The sequence below is a fragment of the Providencia sp. PROV205 genome (assembly GCF_028479505.1).
Taxonomy (GTDB): Bacteria; Pseudomonadota; Gammaproteobacteria; order Enterobacterales; family Enterobacteriaceae; genus Providencia; species Providencia huaxiensis.
In genome coordinates, this window is the sequence record NZ_JAMPNU010000004.1 from 129948 (window position 1) to 149000 (window position 19053).

Genomic DNA, 19053 nt, shown 5'->3' on the forward strand with positions numbered 1-19053 from the left:
TATCCATCTATCAATATATCCATCTTCAAGTCACCGTTTCCTCATCTTAATTCCTTAATATTTTCCCTATCGTTTTACTTTTGCAATTCTCTTAATTATCCACCAATAGAATGAAATTGATGTTTTTGTGCGTTGTAACAACTTTTTAGCGAATGCAAATGCAAACTAATATCATTTGCGCTTATTTGCGTGTAATATACGCTAAATTATGGGTCACCAAATTTAATCATCAGTACTTTTATCGATGGACGGAGGAAATTAGATGTTTGTAAAATCATTAGTTTCGGGTATTGCTTTGTTATCAGCATTAGTATTAGCGGGTTGTGATAACGCGAAAGACACATCAGAAACAGCTCAAGTTGCAGAAAAACAAACTATCACAGTAGAACATGCCCAAGGCAAAACTGAAATTCCTCGTCATCCGCAAAAAGTTATGGTGATGAACATGGAAACACTGGACATCATGGATGCACTCGGAGCCCCGGTTGCTGGTGTTCCACAAACCAACGTTCGCTTCCCTGAATTCTTAACGAAATATAGCGGCTCTGAATACGTCAATGGCGGAACATTATTTGAACCTGCTTATGAAACATTAAGTAATGCTAAACCTGACCTGATTTTAGGTGGTAGCCGTGCTCGTGATGCCTATGACAAACTCAGTGGTGTTGCTCCAACTATCTCATTAGACATTGATAACAAAAACTTTATTGGTAGCTTAACTGAGCGTACTAATGAGCTTGGCGCATTATTTGGTAAAGAAGAACAAGCCAAAAAACTGATTGCTGACTTCAACACAAAAATTGAAGGTATCAAAACTAAAGCACCGACAGCAGGTAAAGCGATGGTGATCTTAGTCAGTGGTGGTAAAATCTCCGCGTATGGTCCAGGCTCACGTTTTGGCTTTATTTTTGATGTGTTAGGTTTCGAACCGGCTTATGTATTTACTGAAAACACAGGGCGTCACGGTAATATCGTTAATGCAGAATTACTGGTGAAATTGAACCCAGATTGGTTATTTGTTATCGACCGTGATAGTGCGATTGGTAAATCTGATGCTCAGCCAGCCGCAGAGGTACTTGATAACGCATTAGTGAGAAAAACAGCAGCATGGGAAAAAGGCCAAATTACTTACCTTGACCCAACTGCCGTGTATATCGCGGGTGGGATCCAAACTTATTCTCAGTTGATGGACGACATCAATACAGCACTAGAGAAGAGCCAAGCAAAATAACCGATGAAAACGCTTTATCTTTTTTGTGGAATTATCGCGTTATTGGTTTTAGCGGTATTAAGCTTGTTTATTGGAGCGGGTGACGTGTCACCCGTTTCGCTTTTCACCGACCCAGAGATGCAAGACATCTTTTTTATTAGCCGAATTCCCCGAACCATATCCTTGATTTTAGCCGGTAGCGCGATGAGCGTTGCAGGTCTAATCATGCAATTATTAACGCAAAACCGTTTTGTGGAGCCTTCTCTTGCAGGAACAACCCAGTCAGCCAGCTTAGGTTTATTGGTTGTCATGGTACTTTTCCCAGCAGCGAGTATTATGACCAAGATGGTGGTCGCCAGCGGTTTTGCACTCCTTGGCACCATGCTGTTTATGATGCTATTGCGCCGCGTAATTTTAAAATCTGCACTAATCGTCCCTCTGGTAGGGATTATGTTAGGTGCAGTGATTAGCGCATTAACCATCTTTACTGCTTATTATTTCGACTTATTGCAATCTCTTGGTGCATGGATGAGTGGTGACTTTTCTAGCATCATTCAAGGTCGATATGAACTCTTGTGGTTAGTAGGAATATTAACGTTAATTGCTTGCTGGATTGCAGATAGCTTTACGGTTGCCGGTATGGGACGTGAGTTTTCAATTAATGTTGGCCTAAATTATCGCAAAGTGATGACTATCGGTTTATCGATTATCGCCTTAATCAGTGGTGTGGTGGTCGTGGTGGTCGGGGCATTACCTTTCCTAGGCTTAATTATTCCAAATCTGGTGAGCTTAGTGATGGGCGATAACATACGTAAAACCATTCCATGGATTTGTCTTGCTGGTGGTGGCTTAGTTTTACTCTGTGACATTATTGGGCGCTTAATTCGCTATCCATTTGAAATCCCTGCAAGTGTGATTTTAGGTGTTGTTGGCGCGGTGATTTTTTTATATTTATTGTTGAAGCAACAACGTTATGCAAAAAGTTAACTCATCAATAGCGTTGCCTAGGAAAGGGGTAACGCCGTTGCAAAGAATATGGATACTACTGGCATTGTCATTGTTATCCATTGTTCTTTATATGACGGTCAATTTGGGCAGTAATCTTGCCTACATTTTGCCGCACCGAGGCTATATTGTTCTCACCATGATCGTGGTGGCTTTTGCCTCAGGGGTTTCAACAGTTCTCTTTCAAACTATTGCTAATAATAAGATATTGACTCCATCTATCATGGGATTGGAAGCATTATTTATATTATTACAAACCATTTTTGTCTTCTATACCGATAGCTTTCCATCCTCTTGGCTATTGAATATTGGTAAGTTTTTATTAGAGTCCACTCTACTCGTGCTGTTCTCTGTACTGCTTTATCGCTGGTTATTTGTGTCAGTTAAAATGAATATCAACCTAGTATTGATGGTGGGTATTATTCTTGGCACATTATTTCGCAGTGTAGCGACATTGCTACAGCGCTTAATGGATCCCAATGAGTTTTCCATTTTACAAAGCCGGATGTTTGCCACCTTTACCAAAGGGACACCTGAGCTCATTCTATTCACGCTGCTTATCACTGCGGTCGTGGGCATTTTATTGTGGCGTATGCGCTATTGTTTCGATGTTATCGCGTTAGGGCAAGCCAATGCGGTGAACTTAGGGATTAATTATCGCCAGCAAGTCACGGTTATCTTGTTGCTTATTTCAATCTTGGTTGCTGTTTCGACGGCACTGGTTGGCCCTTTAACATTCTTAGGCTTGATGGTCGCGAACTTAGCTTACTTAGTGGCTGGCAGTAGCCAACACCGCTATTTGCTACCCGTTTCCTTTCTACTTGGTGTCATTGCACTGGTTGGTGGTCAATTGATCCTTGAATATGGCCTAAATATGGCGGGGACATTATCGGTTGTTATCGAGTTTGTCGGTGGAATATTCTTTATTTATATGGTGTTAAGAAGGTTTTAGTATGATTGAAATTAGTCAGATATCGAAAAGTTATCAGGATACTAAAGTCTTAGATAACGTAACAACAACAATTAAAAATAGCGGTATTACCTCAATCATCGGGCCTAATGGTGCAGGTAAATCAACACTGTTGTCGATTATCGGGCGTTTGTTACAGCCCGATGACGGTGGTTATGTCAAAGTGAATGAACTTGATGTATCAACAACTCCGAGTGATAAACTCGCAAAATGTTTATCTGTTTTGCGCCAAGAGAACCAATTTGCGAGTCGACTAACGGTTGAAGAGTTGGTCGGTTTTGGGCGCTACCCGTATACCAAAGGTCGTTTAACCATTGATGATAAAAAGAAAATTGATGAGTCACTCTCTTTTCTAAACTTATCAGATTTACGTCACCGTTATTTAGATGAATTATCGGGTGGTCAACGTCAACGGGCCTATGTGGCAATGGTTTTATGCCAAGATACAGAATATGTTTTACTCGATGAGCCATTGAATAATCTTGATATGAAGCATGCCGTGATTATGATGAAACTGCTGCGTAAAGCCGCAGACGAGTTGGGAAAAACGATTATTTTAGTTATCCATGATATTAACTTTGCGTCAGTTTATTCTGACTACATTGTTGCACTGAGAAACGGCCGTTTGTCTTATCACGGTAAGCCTGAGGAGATCATGAAATCTGAAATTATTGAGGATATTTTTGATACCCCGGTTGATATTAAGAGGGTGGATGACCAGTATATTGCTCTCTACTACTAAATTTTCGTCATCCTTCGAGCTGTAGCGGTGTTGGCTACGCTCGCTAACCCTAGTCACATACTTTTGTATGCTCCTAGGGATTAGCTTCTCTTGCCGCCTTGCTACAGTTCGAATGATTTAGAAAATTAAATGTTAGAATATTTTTTATAAAAAGGGGTAATCTTCACTGCGGTGAAATTTCAATGTCTTCATCGGTTGTCAGCAAGTCCAGTGATTGCAACATTTCTAAGCGTTTTATCCCATCGGCATTTACCACTAAACGCGCCAGCTCATTGTAGGTTTTTTTATTTATCGTGATGCGACGGCAAAGGTAAATATGGTAAACCTTTTCTCCCATAATCGCGGGCTCATCATCATTGACGGTTAACTCTTCATAACTAATATCAATGTGTTTCAAAAAATCAGAAATATTGAACCGAGTAATATCGGCGATAGAAGATTGGTTCTTTTCGAAGACGGATTGGCGATTATGCAGTAGCACATCCTTTCGGTAATACAGTATGTCTTCCATACGTTGAACATTGACCAAATTAACCCAATGGGATTTTTGCCGCATTTCACGGATATCGGGTGAAAGCATCGCTTCATTGATAAAACGAAAGGACTCCTTACAGATACCAACAGGTGCTTTAATACCTTCCCGATAAATACGCAATTGGCGGTCAGGGATCCATTTTTGGAATAGCCGATACAATTGCTCCCGGCCAACTTCTTTTAGCCTATCTTTGAAGATATAGCCGATGATCATCGCTAAAAATAAGTTGGCACTTAAAGCACCATATTTTCCTTGCCAGAAAAAGGCGATAACAGTCGCGAAAATCATTGAAATTGCAGCTGCAATACCATAGATAGAGTGTAGTAGAAGAGGAAGCCCCCGTTTATGACGAATTTCTAAATAGAGATAACGATTAATATATTTTTTCAATAAATTGCGGCGGTATGTGACTAATTCAGCATCCGTTTCATCACTGGGAAAACAATCAGGATACTGCTTTTTCAAATAACGCATCTCTTGGTACCAAAAATGACGTATTTCTTCGCGTAACGGTATTTGTTTATCTGCTAATAAATCACGCAAATAATTCATGGTGTAATACGTCATAAATTCGTCACAATAAGAAAAAGCATTGGAATGGATAGCTTCTTCAATTTTGGCTGACGGAATGGCTAATTCCCGATAAGCACAGAAACATTTGGCGATATTTGCCATGAACTCAGTCAAATATTCGGGAGTCTGCCGTTGGGGAGTTTGGCTTACCATTTTAATGTTCAAGCGGATCGTTCTTTTGAACGTTAAAGCATAACGTTTTAGCCTATTTTCATATTCGTCCAATGAAGGTAAGTTTTGTGGGTTATATTGCTGTAGCCACTGCTTTAGCTCATTCAATGCCCCGTTTTCGTCAGTAAGTGATGATAATTTTACTGTAGGTGGGCGTAGCCGAATATAGTTCTTTAGGCTGCGCTGGAGGTTTGATGCTGCATAGAGGTCAGGGTTAATCTGTAATGATGAAGGTAAAAAGAAAAAAGTATCTACTTGGTAACGGATCTCTTTAGACTTACGTGGAAACAACACTTTTTGTTTGATTTCAAACTGCTTTTTTCCATGGATCTTGAGAGACTCTTTAATCATACATTACCTTGTCTTATGCCATTACTAACGTTTACGATTGATAATCGCAGCATAGCACGTTTATTTATTGAAGAACTTTAAGCAATAGCATACAGGAAACGAGAGTAACAATCTGTGAGAGGATGTTGAAAGATATGGCAATAGAAGAAAGGTAATTAATATAACGAGGCACATTGCTATGCCCCATTATCGTTTAGTTATTCGTTATCGAATAACTTATTTTTTTGCAGCTGGGCGTACCGCTGTCACTTCGATTTCTACTCTCCAAGCTGGATTAGCCAGTTTAGCGACTTGGAAGGTAGAACGAGCTGGCAGATTAGTTACTTTCTCAGACTCATAGAACTTGTTGTAACCAGCCATAAAGCCAGCAAAGTCCATAGTACCTTGAGTTTCTTCACCACCAACTAAGAATACTTGCATTTTAACAACGTCGTTCATGGTCAAACCCATACCTTCAAGGTTAGCTTGGATTTGTTTTAACACGTTGATAGTTTGTGCTTCGGTATTACCATAAGACTCTAAAACGCCTTCTTTAGCGTCTGCAGAGATTTTAGAAGGTACTTTTCCGCTCAGGAAAATAAGGCTGTTGCCCGCACCGATTTCTACTGATTCAGAGATAGGGAATCCTTTCACTGGAACGCGTTTAACATCATCAGCTGCATTCGCACTTGCTACACCTAAAATCAAAGGCAGAGAAAGCAATAAAGTTTTATAGCGCATGTAAACTCCTTAACATTATCAAAGTAAATAGGATCTATTAATTTTATCAAAAATTAAACTTTCATTTAACTTTAAACTATTCACTAATAGATCCACAGTAAAAATCGCTATTTTTCCCGTTTTTTAGTTAAAACGAGAAAGTTTGTACGGCGTTGGGTCGATAAATGGTTTTTCGCCCATTAATAATTCAGCCGTTAATCGACCAGATGCAGGGCTTTCTGTCATACCCCAGCCTGTTGCGGTGTTGATGACTAAACCTGGATACTGCTCGACTGTTGAAATAATTGGAATTTCATCATCCGTTGGCGCAACGGTACCACCCCAACGTTCAACCACTTTGGACTCTTTAAATACTGGGAATTCTTTTCTCAGTCTTTCCAGAACGCCATCTAAGTGTTCGTTGTTTGGTGTATTCGTTGCTGTACGGAACTCTTCGAATGGTGTCTTCTCATCTAAGTTCCAAGATGTTGCCATCATGAAGGAGTTGAATAAGTCTTTACCAATAGAGAACTCTAATGGTAATTCTCCACCACCTAATACGTGCAGGAATCTTGGTCCTAACAGGAAGCTGTCTTTAACGATAGAGCTGGTAAAGATACGTGGAGCAACCGCGTAGGTGCCATCAGCTTGTTCACGGAAGTGAATACCATTAGGTAAGTGTACGTTACCTTTTGGTGCACCTGGTACGCCAGTAATACGTTGTTGTGACAGGTAAACGTTCAGTGTTGGAACGTCAATACCTAAGTTACCCATGAACAGACGCGACCAAATACCACCCGTCAGAACAACACGAGAAGTTTTGATTGCACCTTTTTCTGTGACAACATCAGAGATTTTACCGCCTGCAGTTTCGATACCACGTACTGCACAATTGGTGTAGATGCGGATACCGATTGATTTTGCGTAGTTTGCCATGGTTGGTGTGACAACTTCTGGGTCAAGGCTACCTGAGTCTTCTTCAAATCCACCAATTTTCCATGGAGTTTGTGCATCAACCAGACGATTAGCCAGTTCAGTACCTTCAATCATACGGGTACGTAATGGGGTATCGAAACCTGGGTTTTCAGATGCAGATTTTATCCACGCTCTTGAAATTTCTAAATCTTCTTCGCTAGAAGGCACTTCAACACGGCCTTGAACACGGTAGCTGGTGTCAGCACCGATTTTTTCGTTCATTCCAAGCCATTGAATTTTCCCGTAGTGGTGTAAAGGGAAAATCGCTGGGGAGGTCTTGTAGCTGATGATTTGGCTGTATGCACGGCCTGATTGCTCACCGCCGACAACACCTTTTTCACAGATAACAACATTAAGACCTTTTTCTGCAAGGTTAATTGCAGTCATGATCCCTTGAAGGCCAGCACCGATGATGACTGCATCTGCAGACTCAGGTAATTTGCCTTCAGTACCAGCAACAGCAGGTACACGTGATTTAGTCGATTCAAAACGACCTTCACGATTGATCATAGGAACAACTGCAGCACCCCCTGCTAGAACTCCAGCAGCACCAACCCCTAATAATAGCTTTCTTCTCGAGATTTTCATCTATAACCTCAATAACAATCTTGTTTTTTATATAGTAAATAATTTCAAATTGAGATGATGATCTTATCATATATTTTGTAATTGTTAAGTGCCGGTAGCATTTGTTAACAAAGGTCATTGAAATGAAATGTGACGTAAATTGATGTGCTCAGTGCTGTAAAGGCTTTGTCGGTGATTACTTTATTTTAGAGATGTAAGAATTAATATTTTTTTAATGTTAATGTCATTAAAAGTGTACAGGTGTAAATATGATAATTTAACTTAAGGTTAATAATTGATGAGGGGATCAAAGAAGGAGATTAATATTTCACCATAGATGAAAGTTCTGAATATCCCTTAAGTTATAAAATGAGAAATATAATATATAAATGGAATTTTAATGACCTCTTTGAGTTATTTTTGTTCATTTGATTATTAATTATCCATCTGGTAAGACCTACAAAATTTAAGTTTATTTAATATTGCTTGGCTGGCCTGTCTAAATATCATTCATGATATTAATAGTAAGGGTTGTTTTTAACATGTTGATAATGTTGTTCATTCTATTTTTTATGTGTAATACATAAGCAGAAGAAAATAACCTAGCATTTACTAAGGTTAATTAACGTCATCATTTATGAGATAGAATTAGACAGACTCAAAGAGATAGGTATTTTCTATTATCTTTAATGTTGTAAAAATAACCATTTATTTTTTGATGGCTATCAGAGATAAAAGTTAAGAGAATGTATAACAAGAATAGATAATTAAGATTAAGTAATGAATTGGAAATTGAATAAAAAGCTAAATTGGTTGTAATAAGAAAAAATACAGAGTGATTCATGTGGTTAATTGTCATTTAGCGGATGGCTATTTTTTATTTTAGGTACATATCATTCAGTTATTTTACTTTATTAGTCGATATGCACCATGATAGGTTCAATTATTAGTGATATATTCATTCCCTGTAGGAATTTGTGCGAAAAAATTAGCATAATCCTCGGATCGGACTTGTTGAAGAATGGTGACAAGCGCGGATAACGGTGCTTCAGACCAGTCACAGCGAATATCGATATCTGCATATTGTCGGTTATTCCATATTTTTAATGCAGCTGAACGGATCCCCCGGTAGTCACCGCCTTCATCTGCACCTGCTTGCATGGCAATCAGTAGCCTATCAGCCAGATCTTGATGGGCGTTTTTATAATAGCTTTGATGTATGGCATCCAGAACCTGCTCACCAGCTAACATATTTCCAGCAATGGCGAAGTTGGGCTCCGATAAACTTCCACACCAAGGTAAGCAATCTTGTCCCGTCCAATCGGCTGTACCACCGTGGTTATCAAGAATAATCAATTGCCGTTGTTCGCAGCCAATATCTTGTGTCACTAGGTAATCTAAGCTTTTATTCGCATTATGACCTTGTTGCAAATATTCAATACCTGTTAGTCCTGCAATAGGGTTTGTCATTGCTTGAGTGGCGATTGCACCCGTTTGGCTTTCACCATGTAAGACTAATGCACCAACAGCAGGGCCACCTGTTGCCGTTGCTGCGCCTATTTTTCCTGTCACTGGGCAGCGCGCCACAATTGAAAATGTCATTTTACACCTCATAAATTAGACCTTGATCAAATTTATCATCATAAATTCTTGCTTGAAATATAATTTATCATCATAAATAAAGAAAAAGATAAAATTATTAACAAAATTGACACAAATCACACTTCACAATCATATAGCAATGTCAGCACTCGGGGAGGCGCGAATGAAGATGCGTTTATGTAGATGGATAGCCAGTCTTTGGCTTTTATGCTTTATTTCGCTACCGACATTGGCGGTGAATCATCCTAATGTCTTGTTATTAGGGCAAGTTGCTGAGCCGCAGTCATTAGACCCACAAGTGGCGACAGCAGCGAATGATTCCCGAATTTTGGTTAACTTGTATGAAGGGTTAGTTCGCAATGCCGATGGCACATTAACGCTTGAGCCTGCTTTAGCCCAGTCATGGTCTATTAGTGACGATGGCCTCACCTATACTTTCCATTTACGCGAAGATATAAAATTTCACGATGGCAGCCCATTCAATGCGGATGCCGTCAAATTCACGTTTGAACGAATGCTGGATAACCAGCACCCGTACTACCATACAGGGCCATTCCCATTATCGTTTTTTTTCTCCGCGATAGACAAGATAACGACCCCGGATGACAGAACCGTCGTTTTTACCTTAAAAGAGCCGTTTGCCCCGTTTTTATCGAACTTAGCGACACCGGCAGGGCTGATTGTTTCACCTACAGCAGTAAAACAATACGACAAAGACTTTAGCCGCCATCCCAGTGGAACAGGGCCTTTTAAATTTGATGAGTGGACCGCAAACCAAAGGGTGGTCGTATCCGCGAATGAAAACTATTGGGATGGAAAACCCAGTTTAGAGCATGTGGTTTTTCGGCCTATTACTGACGCTAATACTCGGGTCGCAGAAATGTTATCAGGGGGGATTGATGCCATGGTTGAGGTACCCGCTGATAATGTCCCGCTATTTGTTAATGACGACCGCTTTGATGTTTATGAAGCGGTAGGGCCTCATGTTTGGTATGCCATGCTCAATACGTCTCAACCACCGTTTGATGATGTGCGTGTGAGGCAAGCCGTTAACTATGCGGTAAATAAAGACAATATTGTGAAATATATTCTTCAGGACTCTGCGGGGGTAGCACAAGGGCCCATTCCATCGGCATTTGATTGGGCATTTGATGCAGAAACCAAGGCTTATCCTTATGACCCTGAAAAAGCACGCCAATTGATAGCAGAAGCAGGGGCTCAAGGGCAAAAAGTTATTTTTTATGTCACGGAAGGGGGCTCAGGGATGCTAGACCCGATCCCCATGGCAACCGCCATTCAAGCTGACCTGAAAGCGGTTGGGTTATCTGTCGAAATCCAAACTTTTGAGTGGAATACCTACCTATCCAAGGTCAATGCAGGCCTCAAACAAGCACACATGGCTGAAATGGCATGGATGACGAATGACCCAGATACTTTACCCTTTTTAACCTTACATAGCGCCTCTTGGCCAGATAAAGGCGGGTTTAATTCCGGTTATTACAGTAACAAGCAGCTTGATAGGTTATTAGACAAAGCTCGAGTCACCAATAACCTCGAGGAGCGCGCCCAGCTATATCGGCAAGTACAAAAAATTGTTCATCAAGATGCACCTTGGCTGTTTGTCGCGAATTGGAAGCAAAATGCGGTCGCGAATGAGCATGTTAAGCATTTCAAATTGCAGCCTAATTTTAATTTATTACTTAAAGACGTTCGTAAAGATTGATTAATGTGAATTGATTATTCAATTAATCATTTGATTTTATGGGGAAAAACTATGTGGTTATACTGTTTGAAACGCGTTTTAGCGACCATACCCATACTGATTGGTTTGACGTTAATTGTCTTTTTTATCATGGCAATGATCCCTGGAGACCCAGCTCAAGCGTTGCTTGGCCCTTGGGCGACTCCTGAAAATGTGGCGAGAGTCAAAGTTGAGCTTGGGCTCGATAAGCCGTTATATCAGCAATATTTTATTTGGATGAATAATTTAATTTCGGGTGATTTTGGCCGCTCATTTGTCCTTAACCGTCCAGTTGTTGATGAGGTTTTAGAGCGATTTTCTGCCACGTTAATTTTGGGCGGAAGTGCGTTGTTACTCAGCTCAATTCTAGGGCTGCTGGCCGGGGTCCTTTCTGCCATTCGTCAGTTCAGTTGGAGTGATCGGTTTATTACACTCGCTGTTTTATTGGGTATATCAATGCCATCTTTTTGGATAGGCTTACTGATGATTATGCTTTTTTCTGTTCAATTACAATGGTTTCCGGCATCTGGAATGTATGATATTTGGCAAGGCGGTGGCCTGAGCGATTTATTACATCACCTTGTTTTACCTGCTGTAACGCTTTCATTGGTTGCGACAGGAGTGATAGCGCGTTTGACACGTACGGCAATGTTAGAAGTATTAAGGCTCGATTTCATTCGTACCGCCAGAGCTAAAGGGCTGAGCGAACGCAGAGTGATTTTCCGCCATGCATTTCGTATGGCGCTGGTTTCAGTCATCCCAGTCATTGGTATCCAAGCGGGTTTTGTTTTTGGTGGTGCGGTGTACATTGAAACCGTTTTTCAGTGGCCGGGACTAGGCGCCATGCTAGTCAAGGCAGTAGCAACCCGTGACTTGTTTTTAGTCCAAGGGGGCGTATTGATTGCGGCAGCGTCCTATGTCTTTATCAATTTGCTTGCGGATGTTGTGCAAGCCATGTTAGACCCGAGGTTGAAATCATGAGCCAGTCTGTGACCCCTGTTATTCAGCATCGTCATCGCCAATCGATCGGCTCGTTATTATTGGCGAACCGTCTAGCAACGTTGGGGCTATTTATTTTAGTTATCATTATGCTCTTGGCATTTTTAGCCCCTTGGCTCCCCCTTGCTGATCCAGATAAAACTGATTTAGTGAATCGGCTACTTCCCGCTTTTTCTCCTGATCATTTATTAGGGACAGACCATTTAGGGCGAGATATTTTGTCTCGATTGCTGTGGGGAACCCGAGTATCCCTATTGGTCGGTATCTCAGCAACGCTCATTGCGGCAATATTCGGCACCCTGATTGGCTTGGTGGCTGGCTATGTAGGCCATCGCACCGATACATTATTGATGCGTTGTATTGATATGCTAATGGCATTTCCATACATACTATTGGCATTAGCGATTGTTGCAGTCCTTGGGCCAGGGTTACTCAATGCGTTATATGCTATCGCATTGGTCAATATTCCCTTTTTTGCGAGAAATATTCGTGGGTTAACGGTGGGTTTGCGTGATAGGGATTTTATTCAAGCAGCAAGGTTGTCAGGTAAAAACCACCTACAAGTGCTATTAACGGAAGTGTTACCGAATGTCTTGCCAATTATTGTGGTTACCATGTCAACGACCATCGGTTGGATGATCTTAGAGACGGCGGGCTTGTCATTTTTAGGGCTAGGGACTCAGCCACCGAATGCAGATTTAGGTTCAATGTTAGGGCAAGGGCGCGCACAAATGTTTGTCGCTCCTCATGTGGCATTGGTACCCGGTATTATGATCTTTCTTATTGTGATTAGCTTTAACCTGTTAGGGGATGGCGTGCGTGACATTCTTGATCCCCGGTTAAAATCAGGGGCTTTACAGCGCTCACAACCGATGACACAGACTGATAGAGTTAATATTCCTGCGAAAACAGGGGATAAACAAGCGGTATTAGAAGTCAAAGAGTTGTCTGTCGCTTTTCGCCAAGGAAATCAATTACGTCCGACTGTAAAAGGGATCAGTTTTACCGTTGGAGCGGGGGAGTGCTTAGGGTTAATTGGGGAGAGCGGCTCAGGTAAGAGTGTTACGGCTTTATCTGTGATGGGGCTGCTAGCGTCGCCTCCTGCGCTGATTACCGCGGGGGGGATTTATGTAGAACATGAAGAAATGTTGTCATTGCCATTATCCGTTATGCAGCGCCGTCGTGGTGCGAAGGTGTCCTATATTTTCCAAGACCCACTGACGACACTCCATCCGCAATTTACCATTGGTGTGCAATTGCGTGAAGCCATCACTGCTCACCAGTCTTTGTCACTCTATGAGGCGAAAAATAAAGCTATCGAATTATTGGATAGTGTTGGGATCCCTGATGCGCAAGAACGTTTTGATGCCTATCCCCATGAGCTCTCGGGCGGGCAGCGTCAGCGGGTAGGGATCGCGATGGCGTTGGCCAATGACCCGGTGTTGATTATTGCCGACGAGCCGACCACCGCATTAGACGTCACGGTCCAGGCGCGTATTTTAGAGTTACTCAACCAACTACGCCGTGAACGCGGTGTTGCGCTCTTATTTATTACCCATGACTTCGCGGTTATTAATCAAATTTGCGACCGTGTTGCGGTGATGCAGCAAGGTGAGATAGTCGAAACGGGGGATACGCAAACGGTATTACGTCAGCCTCAGCATCCATACACACAACGTCTGATCGCCAGTGTACCGAAGTTAGGGGAAGGGCGTGGGTTTTTAAAGCAGGTTCAACAACTCTATGGTCATCAGCCTAATGGTAATGATTTAGCATCAACGCAGGAGGCTTAATGAAAAAAGTGATTGAGGTTAATCAGTTGGTGAAAACCTTCGGGCAGCCGAAGAGCCTATTTCACCCCCGAGGGCGCCAAGTTCATGCACTAAAAAACATTTCATTATCGCTCTATGAAGGCGAAACACTTGCTGTTGTAGGGGAGAGTGGTTCTGGAAAAAGCACCTTAGCGCGTATTTTAGTTGGGTTGGAGCGTGAAACCTCGGGGGAAATTACCGTATTAGGGCAGACTCGAGCCAAGTGGCTGCAGCAAGGTGCTCGTGCGTTTGGGCAAGCTATTCAGTATGTTTTTCAAGACCCTGTCGCATCTTTGAACCCACGTAAAACGATTGGGGAAACATTAACGGTTCCCTTGAAATACTTAAAGCACATGAATGCATCACAAAGGGCGAAACGCTTGGCGGAATTACTTGAGGCCGTCAATATGCCAATTGACGCGTTAGCTTGCTATCCCCATGAGTTTTCGGGGGGACAGGCACAGCGACTAGCGATTGCGAGAGCCTTAGCCGCAGATGCGCGGATATTAGTCCTTGATGAGCCAGTTAGTGCGTTGGATGTTTCGGTGCAAGCGCAAGTCTTGTTGTTATTAGAACAACTTAAACAACAGTTTTCGTTGTCGTATTTATTTATTAGCCACGATTTAGCGGTAGTGGAATCGATAGCAGATAGGGTTGCCGTACTCTATTTGGGGGATTTGCTAGAATGTCGAGATACCCGCAGCTTATTTGCCGCGCCGGAGCATGAATATACGCGAAATTTATTGGCTAGTGCCCCACGTATTCGTGTTGATTCAGTCGTTTAGAAAATAATTTAAACCAGTTGAGAACCTAATATGAGCACCAATAAGCCGACGACAATAGAGCCAGTACGTATTAAGCGGACTGATGAAATCGTCAATGCAATAAAAGAAACTATCATGGCCAATAACCTCATACCCGGTGACCGTTTGCCACAAGAAAAAGAACTGATTGAACATTATAACGCCAGCAAAAGTACGGTGCGAGAAGCACTGAAATCATTAGAAGTTCAAGGATTAATTAAAACGAAAACCGGGCCGGGTGGTGGCGCGTTTATTGATTCCATGACTGAATCCCGAGCGATGAGTTTGTTATCGAACTATTTGTTTACGCGGGATATATCAATCAAAGATATTTATACGCTACGTAAATTACTCGAACCAGTGGTTGCCGTTAGTGCGATTGACAACATTGATAATGAGGGTATTCAAAAGCTGTACGATACCATCGCCATTTATGACCATGAACCCGTAGATGAAAACGAACGCTGGCAACAGCGGATGGCCGAACTGGATTTTCATGCCGTGGTTGCCAGCTATTCCGACAACGTTTTATTAGTGTTTATTTGCCATTTTTTACAGCGTTTACTCAAAGATTTAGCGGTTTGTAAGGATATTTATTTAAAACCTGAGCCTGTCGATAGACGCCAAGGCATTGAATACCAATATCAATTAATCGAAGCATTACGCCGTAAAGATGTCGCAAAAGTCCAATCGGTGATGGAAGCTCATATGGCTTACGCAGAACAAGCCATGTTAGCGCTGCAAGCCACATTGCAAGAACGTTTTTTAAGTGAAGATAGGTAATATAATGATAGATAAAGTATATCTGACCTCTGTATTAAAAACATTGTTATGTACGCCTAGCCCGGTTGGTATGACGGAGCAAGCCGTGGCGCAAACTCACCAATGGTTGACTGAGTTGGGGTTCACACCGAAATACACACGCCGTGGGGTGTTATATATCACGCTTGGCTCTGAAGAGCCTAAACGTGCATTAGCCGCCCACCTTGATACGTTAGGGGCAATGGTGACACAACTCAAACCGAATGGGCGTTTGGCTCTGCGTAATACAGGTACATGGGCGGCGCGTTTTGCGGAAGGTGCAAGGGTGACGGTATTTAGTGACAATCACCAATATCGCGGCACGATTTTGCCATTAAAAGCCTCTGGGCATCGCTTTAATACTGAAGTTGATACCCAAATAGCCGATTGGGATAATTTAGAAATTCGCCTTGATGCCCCCTGTTATAACTTCGCTGATTTGCAATCCCATGGCTTAAATGTCGGTGATATTGTTGCGGTTGATGCGCAACCCGAATTCATTGACAACGGTTTTATTGTTTCTCGTCATTTAGATGACAAAGCTGGCTGCGCGGTGATGTTAGCTGCATTAAAATCACTGGTGGATGATGACATTGTGCCAGCGGTGCCTTGCCAGATGATGTTCACGATTTCAGAAGAGGTTGGTATTGGCGGAACACACGGTTTTGGTCCGCAGGTTCAAGAATTATTAGCGATTGATAACTCTGTTTCTGCCCCAGACCAAACCACACGGGATGACGCACTCACTTTAGCTTTTCGTGACAGAACCGGGCCGTTTGATTTAGCCATTACACGGCATTTATTGCAGCTATGTCAGCAGTATGATATTCCTCACGTCCGCGATACGTTTAAACATTATCGTTCGGATAGTGCCGCCGCGATTGATGCAGGGTGGGATATTCGTGCGGCTTTAGCCTGTTTTGCTCTAGACAGTTCCCACGGCTGGGAAAGAACGCATCTTGACTCATTAGTCGCGCTTGCGACGTTAGTAAGACGCTATATTGAAAGTGATTTAGTGCCATTACCGGGGCAATCATTATAAAGCGAATAATGTGCGGTTGATGGTAAAAAGCCCTCTTCTCATTAAGTGACCCCTAATAATTGGTTGCTCAGCTATTGGGGGATTTCACTCATGTCAGTTTTTTGATTTTTTTATTAATTTCACTGTTAAATCAATGTGGTATTTACGTCATAAATACATGGTACGACAATCTTGTATTTACAATGTAATGACAACGACATTACATTTCTGTATGCTTAGCTGAGTAAGCAATCAATTGGGAGGTCGATATGTCGACTCAAAATGATGTTGCCGTGACTCGCTCATCTCTTAACCTGAGAATAAAACCGGAAGACAAAATCCTGATCGACCGTGCTGCGAATGCTGTGGGAAAAAACCGTACCGAATTTGTTCTGGAAGCAGCGCGGCGTGCAGCTGAAGAAACACTGGCCGATCTGCGGGTGATTAACGTCAGCGCCGAGGTTTACCAAGAATTTATCAGCCAGCTTGATGCCGCGCCGAGTAGTAATGAGGCATTGAGGAAAACGATGATGTCTAAATCCCCTTGGGAGGAATGACATTGAAGCTAACAGCGCCAGAACCACTAAAAACAGGCCATTTACTGGAAGGGTTTTCCTCTGGTGAAGAGGCATTGGATCTCTGGTTAAAAAACCGGGCAATGAGTAATCAAAACTCAGGGGCCTCGCGCACTTTTGTGACCACTTCGGATAACCAAGTAATGGGTTACTATGCCTTGTCCACCGGGGTTGTGAGCACCAATCAAGCCGTTGGACGATTTCGCAGCAACATGCCCTCTGACATTCCCGTCATCTTACTCGGCAGGCTAGCTGTAGATACAAGGGCGAAAGGTCTTGGAGTTAGTAGGGGGTTAGTTAAAGATGCCTGTCATCGTGTTATTCAGGCTTCTGGGCTGGTGGGTATTCGAGGGGTTGTGGTTCACGCATTAACGGACAATGCTAAACGGTTCTATGAGCACATTGGTTTCGTCCCTTCACCACTTGACTCTATGATGTTGATGATAACGCTTGCCGATCTACAATTCGCATTGGGTATTCACCCGAACTGACCAAGCTTGGGATCCCGAGTTTTTATCAAAGCCCTCATATCATTGAATGTAAGAGGGCTTTGAACATGTTAATTATTAGTTTAGATTGGCTTGTGATAAATATTTTTGCATTTCATCTGCAGGAACCATGCCACCACCCGTTGCCCATACCAGATGTGTTGCGTTAGCTAGTTTCGTTGGTGTGAGTGCTTTTGATTGCAAATAATCGGTGTTTTGCGTGACATGCACGCAGCCAGTCATACCCGCCAAGGCCGACGGTTCTAATTTAATAGACTCTGTCTGGTTGAGTAAGCCTAACAGGTTATACATTTCGCTATCTTCGATGGTGTAATAACCATCAATTAACCGCTCCATTGCGCGTCCTACAAAGCCTGATGCACGACCAACCGCAAGGCCGTCTGCGGCGGTGATATTATCGATACCAATTTCTTGAACAGAGACTCCATCATGCAGGCCAGTATGTACTCCTAGCAGCATACAAGGTGAGTGGGTTGGTTCAGCGAATAAGCAGTGGACGGCATCCCCAAAGGCGAGTTTTAACCCGAAAGCGACACCACCGGGGCCACCCCCGACACCGCAGGGTAAATAGACAAACAGCGGGTGGTCGTTATCTACGGTAACACCTTGGTCTGCAAATTGCTTTTTCAAGCGCAAGCCTGCCACGGCATAACCTAAAAATAAGGTGGTAGAGTTTTCATCATCAATAAAAAAGCAGTTCGGGTCTTTTTCGGCTTCTTTACGGCCTTGTTCGACGGCAATGCTGTAATCTTGCTCGTATTCCACCACATTCACGCCATGTGAACGCAATTTGTCTTTTTTCCACTGTCTGGCATCAGCGGACATATGCACACTGACACTAAAACCGAGTTTAGCGCTCATAATGCCGATAGACATGCCCAGGTTGCCGGTTGAGCCTACCGCGATGCGGTATTGACTAAAGAATTGACGAAACTGTTCAGAGAATAAAATTTCGTAATTATCGTCTGTAGATAAAATACCGGCTGCTAAGGCGAGTTTTTCCGCATGGGTGAGGACTTCATAGATGCCGCCCCGAGCTTTGATTGACCCTGAAATTGGCAGGTGGCTATCTTTTTTAAGTAATATTTTCCCAGTAATTGGCGTTTGGTAGCGAGCTGCAAGAGCGGCTTGCATCTGTGGAATAGTGACCACTTCGGATTCTATGATCCCTTGTGTGGCTTGGGTTTCAGGAAAGGCTTTCATCAAATAAGGCGCAAAGCGGTTTAATCGCGCTTCTGCGTCTTGCACATCTTCAATGGTTAGCCCGACATAAGGCAAACCCGCTTGTGTTGTCGTGACATTTGGGTTGAACCACGCAATTGGCTTTAAATCGATTAAGTCCTGAACTAAAGGGTAGTCAGCAATTAACTTATCAACATTTATCTGAGTCATA

17 protein-coding genes are annotated in these 19053 nt (G+C 42.5%); 12 read left to right on the plus strand and 5 right to left on the minus strand.

Features of this window, described 5'->3' with window-relative positions; genetic code table 11:
* Window positions 1–262: 262 nt before the first annotated feature.
* Genes PR800_RS04380 through PR800_RS04395 form a run of 4 tightly spaced genes read left to right on the plus strand, consistent with a single transcriptional unit; the run spans window position 263 to window position 3927 of the window.
* On the plus strand, window positions 263–1231 hold the full coding sequence (locus tag PR800_RS04380) for a siderophore ABC transporter substrate-binding protein (protein ID WP_102138094.1): 969 nt from the start codon (window positions 263–265) through the stop codon (window positions 1229–1231).
* A 3-nt stretch (window positions 1232–1234) separates the two neighbouring features.
* The gene (locus PR800_RS04385; protein ID WP_102138093.1) at window positions 1235–2197 is read left to right on the plus strand and encodes an ABC transporter permease; all 963 of its coding nucleotides are present in this window, start codon (window positions 1235–1237) and stop codon (window positions 2195–2197) included.
* Entirely contained in the window at window positions 2184–3167 is a 984-nt protein-coding gene (locus PR800_RS04390; protein WP_195697808.1) for an iron chelate uptake ABC transporter family permease subunit, read from the plus strand. The genes PR800_RS04385 and PR800_RS04390 overlap by 14 nt, the downstream gene beginning before the upstream one ends.
* A 1-nt stretch (window position 3168) precedes the next feature.
* The gene (locus PR800_RS04395) at window positions 3169–3927 is read left to right on the plus strand and encodes an iron ABC transporter ATP-binding protein (protein WP_102138091.1); all 759 of its coding nucleotides are present in this window, start codon (window positions 3169–3171) and stop codon (window positions 3925–3927) included.
* 163 nt (window positions 3928–4090) lie between these two features.
* Here the strand turns inward: PR800_RS04395 and PR800_RS04400 are convergent, their stop codons facing one another.
* The 4 genes from PR800_RS04400 to PR800_RS04415 form a co-directional block, all read right to left on the minus strand.
* A complete protein-coding gene (locus PR800_RS04400) occupies window positions 4091–5557 on the minus strand; it encodes a hypothetical protein (RefSeq protein WP_102138090.1) in 1467 nt (488 codons plus the stop codon).
* 216 nt (window positions 5558–5773) lie between these two features.
* Window positions 5774–6277, minus strand: coding sequence for a RidA family protein (locus PR800_RS04405; RefSeq protein WP_102138089.1), 504 nt, complete (start codon window positions 6275–6277; stop codon window positions 5774–5776).
* A gap of 123 nt (window positions 6278–6400) precedes the next feature.
* Window positions 6401–7819, minus strand: coding sequence for an NAD(P)/FAD-dependent oxidoreductase (locus PR800_RS04410; RefSeq protein WP_102138088.1), 1419 nt, complete (start codon window positions 7817–7819; stop codon window positions 6401–6403).
* Window positions 7820–8737: 918 nt separating this feature from the next.
* Complete coding sequence (locus PR800_RS04415; RefSeq protein ID WP_102138087.1) at window positions 8738–9400, minus strand: DUF1028 domain-containing protein; 663 nt, start codon at window positions 9398–9400, stop codon at window positions 8738–8740.
* Window positions 9401–9563: 163 nt separating this feature from the next.
* Here PR800_RS04415 and PR800_RS04420 point away from each other — a divergent pair, with 163 nt between their 5' ends.
* The 8 genes from PR800_RS04420 to PR800_RS04455 all read left to right on the plus strand — a co-directional run bounded on the left by PR800_RS04420 (window position 9564) and on the right by PR800_RS04455 (window position 17642).
* Complete coding sequence (locus tag PR800_RS04420) at window positions 9564–11123, plus strand: ABC transporter substrate-binding protein (RefSeq protein ID WP_239979009.1); 1560 nt, start codon at window positions 9564–9566, stop codon at window positions 11121–11123.
* A 51-nt stretch (window positions 11124–11174) separates the two neighbouring features.
* Window positions 11175–12122 (plus strand): ABC transporter permease, encoded by a 948-nt coding sequence (locus PR800_RS04425; protein ID WP_102138085.1) that lies wholly within the window; start codon window positions 11175–11177, stop codon window positions 12120–12122.
* The gene (locus tag PR800_RS04430) at window positions 12119–13933 is read left to right on the plus strand and encodes a dipeptide/oligopeptide/nickel ABC transporter permease/ATP-binding protein (protein ID WP_102138084.1); all 1815 of its coding nucleotides are present in this window, start codon (window positions 12119–12121) and stop codon (window positions 13931–13933) included. Before PR800_RS04425 ends, PR800_RS04430 begins: the two co-directional genes overlap by 4 nt.
* Window positions 13933–14736 (plus strand): ABC transporter ATP-binding protein, encoded by an 804-nt coding sequence (locus PR800_RS04435; protein ID WP_272530290.1) that lies wholly within the window; start codon window positions 13933–13935, stop codon window positions 14734–14736. The genes PR800_RS04430 and PR800_RS04435 overlap by 1 nt, the downstream gene beginning before the upstream one ends.
* A gap of 30 nt (window positions 14737–14766) precedes the next feature.
* On the plus strand, window positions 14767–15537 hold the full coding sequence (locus PR800_RS04440) for a FadR/GntR family transcriptional regulator (protein WP_206276649.1): 771 nt from the start codon (window positions 14767–14769) through the stop codon (window positions 15535–15537).
* Between the two features lie 4 nt (window positions 15538–15541).
* Window positions 15542–16597: an osmoprotectant NAGGN system M42 family peptidase gene (locus PR800_RS04445; protein ID WP_272530291.1), complete on the plus strand. Its 1056-nt coding sequence runs from the start codon at window positions 15542–15544 to the stop codon at window positions 16595–16597.
* Between the two features lie 248 nt (window positions 16598–16845).
* Window positions 16846–17133 (plus strand): type II toxin-antitoxin system TacA family antitoxin, encoded by a 288-nt coding sequence (locus tag PR800_RS04450; RefSeq protein ID WP_102138080.1) that lies wholly within the window; start codon window positions 16846–16848, stop codon window positions 17131–17133.
* Window positions 17130–17642, plus strand: coding sequence for a GNAT family N-acetyltransferase (locus tag PR800_RS04455; protein WP_272689865.1), 513 nt, complete (start codon window positions 17130–17132; stop codon window positions 17640–17642). The genes PR800_RS04450 and PR800_RS04455 overlap by 4 nt, the downstream gene beginning before the upstream one ends.
* 75 nt (window positions 17643–17717) lie before the next feature.
* On the opposite strand, the gene PR800_RS04460 is transcribed toward PR800_RS04455, so the two are convergent.
* The gene (locus tag PR800_RS04460; protein WP_102138078.1) at window positions 17718–19052 is read right to left on the minus strand and encodes a D-serine ammonia-lyase; all 1335 of its coding nucleotides are present in this window, start codon (window positions 19050–19052) and stop codon (window positions 17718–17720) included.
* Window position 19053: the final 1 nt, after the last annotated feature.

Excerpts from the sequence above, each read along its gene's own strand:
- PR800_RS04380 (WP_102138094.1), top strand. The coding sequence starts at position 263 with ATGTTTGTAAAATCATTAGTTTCGGGTATTGCTTTGTTATCAGCATTA.
- PR800_RS04385 (WP_102138093.1), top strand. The coding sequence starts at position 1,235 with ATGAAAACGCTTTATCTTTTTTGTGGAATTATCGCGTTATTGGTTTTA.
- PR800_RS04390 (WP_195697808.1), top strand. The coding sequence starts at position 2,184 with ATGCAAAAAGTTAACTCATCAATAGCGTTGCCTAGGAAAGGGGTAACG.
- PR800_RS04395 (WP_102138091.1), top strand. The coding sequence starts at position 3,169 with ATGATTGAAATTAGTCAGATATCGAAAAGTTATCAGGATACTAAAGTC.
- PR800_RS04400 (WP_102138090.1), bottom strand. The coding sequence starts at position 5,557 with ATGATTAAAGAGTCTCTCAAGATCCATGGAAAAAAGCAGTTTGAAATC.
- PR800_RS04405 (WP_102138089.1), bottom strand. The coding sequence starts at position 6,277 with ATGCGCTATAAAACTTTATTGCTTTCTCTGCCTTTGATTTTAGGTGTA.
- PR800_RS04410 (WP_102138088.1), bottom strand. The coding sequence starts at position 7,819 with ATGAAAATCTCGAGAAGAAAGCTATTATTAGGGGTTGGTGCTGCTGGA.
- PR800_RS04415 (WP_102138087.1), bottom strand. The coding sequence starts at position 9,400 with ATGACATTTTCAATTGTGGCGCGCTGCCCAGTGACAGGAAAAATAGGC.
- PR800_RS04420 (WP_239979009.1), top strand. The coding sequence starts at position 9,564 with ATGAAGATGCGTTTATGTAGATGGATAGCCAGTCTTTGGCTTTTATGC.
- PR800_RS04425 (WP_102138085.1), top strand. The coding sequence starts at position 11,175 with ATGTGGTTATACTGTTTGAAACGCGTTTTAGCGACCATACCCATACTG.
- PR800_RS04430 (WP_102138084.1), top strand. The coding sequence starts at position 12,119 with ATGAGCCAGTCTGTGACCCCTGTTATTCAGCATCGTCATCGCCAATCG.
- PR800_RS04435 (WP_272530290.1), top strand. The coding sequence starts at position 13,933 with ATGAAAAAAGTGATTGAGGTTAATCAGTTGGTGAAAACCTTCGGGCAG.
- PR800_RS04440 (WP_206276649.1), top strand. The coding sequence starts at position 14,767 with ATGAGCACCAATAAGCCGACGACAATAGAGCCAGTACGTATTAAGCGG.
- PR800_RS04445 (WP_272530291.1), top strand. The coding sequence starts at position 15,542 with ATGATAGATAAAGTATATCTGACCTCTGTATTAAAAACATTGTTATGT.
- PR800_RS04450 (WP_102138080.1), top strand. The coding sequence starts at position 16,846 with ATGTCGACTCAAAATGATGTTGCCGTGACTCGCTCATCTCTTAACCTG.
- PR800_RS04455 (WP_272689865.1), top strand. The coding sequence starts at position 17,130 with ATGACATTGAAGCTAACAGCGCCAGAACCACTAAAAACAGGCCATTTA.
- PR800_RS04460 (WP_102138078.1), bottom strand. The coding sequence starts at position 19,052 with ATGACTCAGATAAATGTTGATAAGTTAATTGCTGACTACCCTTTAGTT.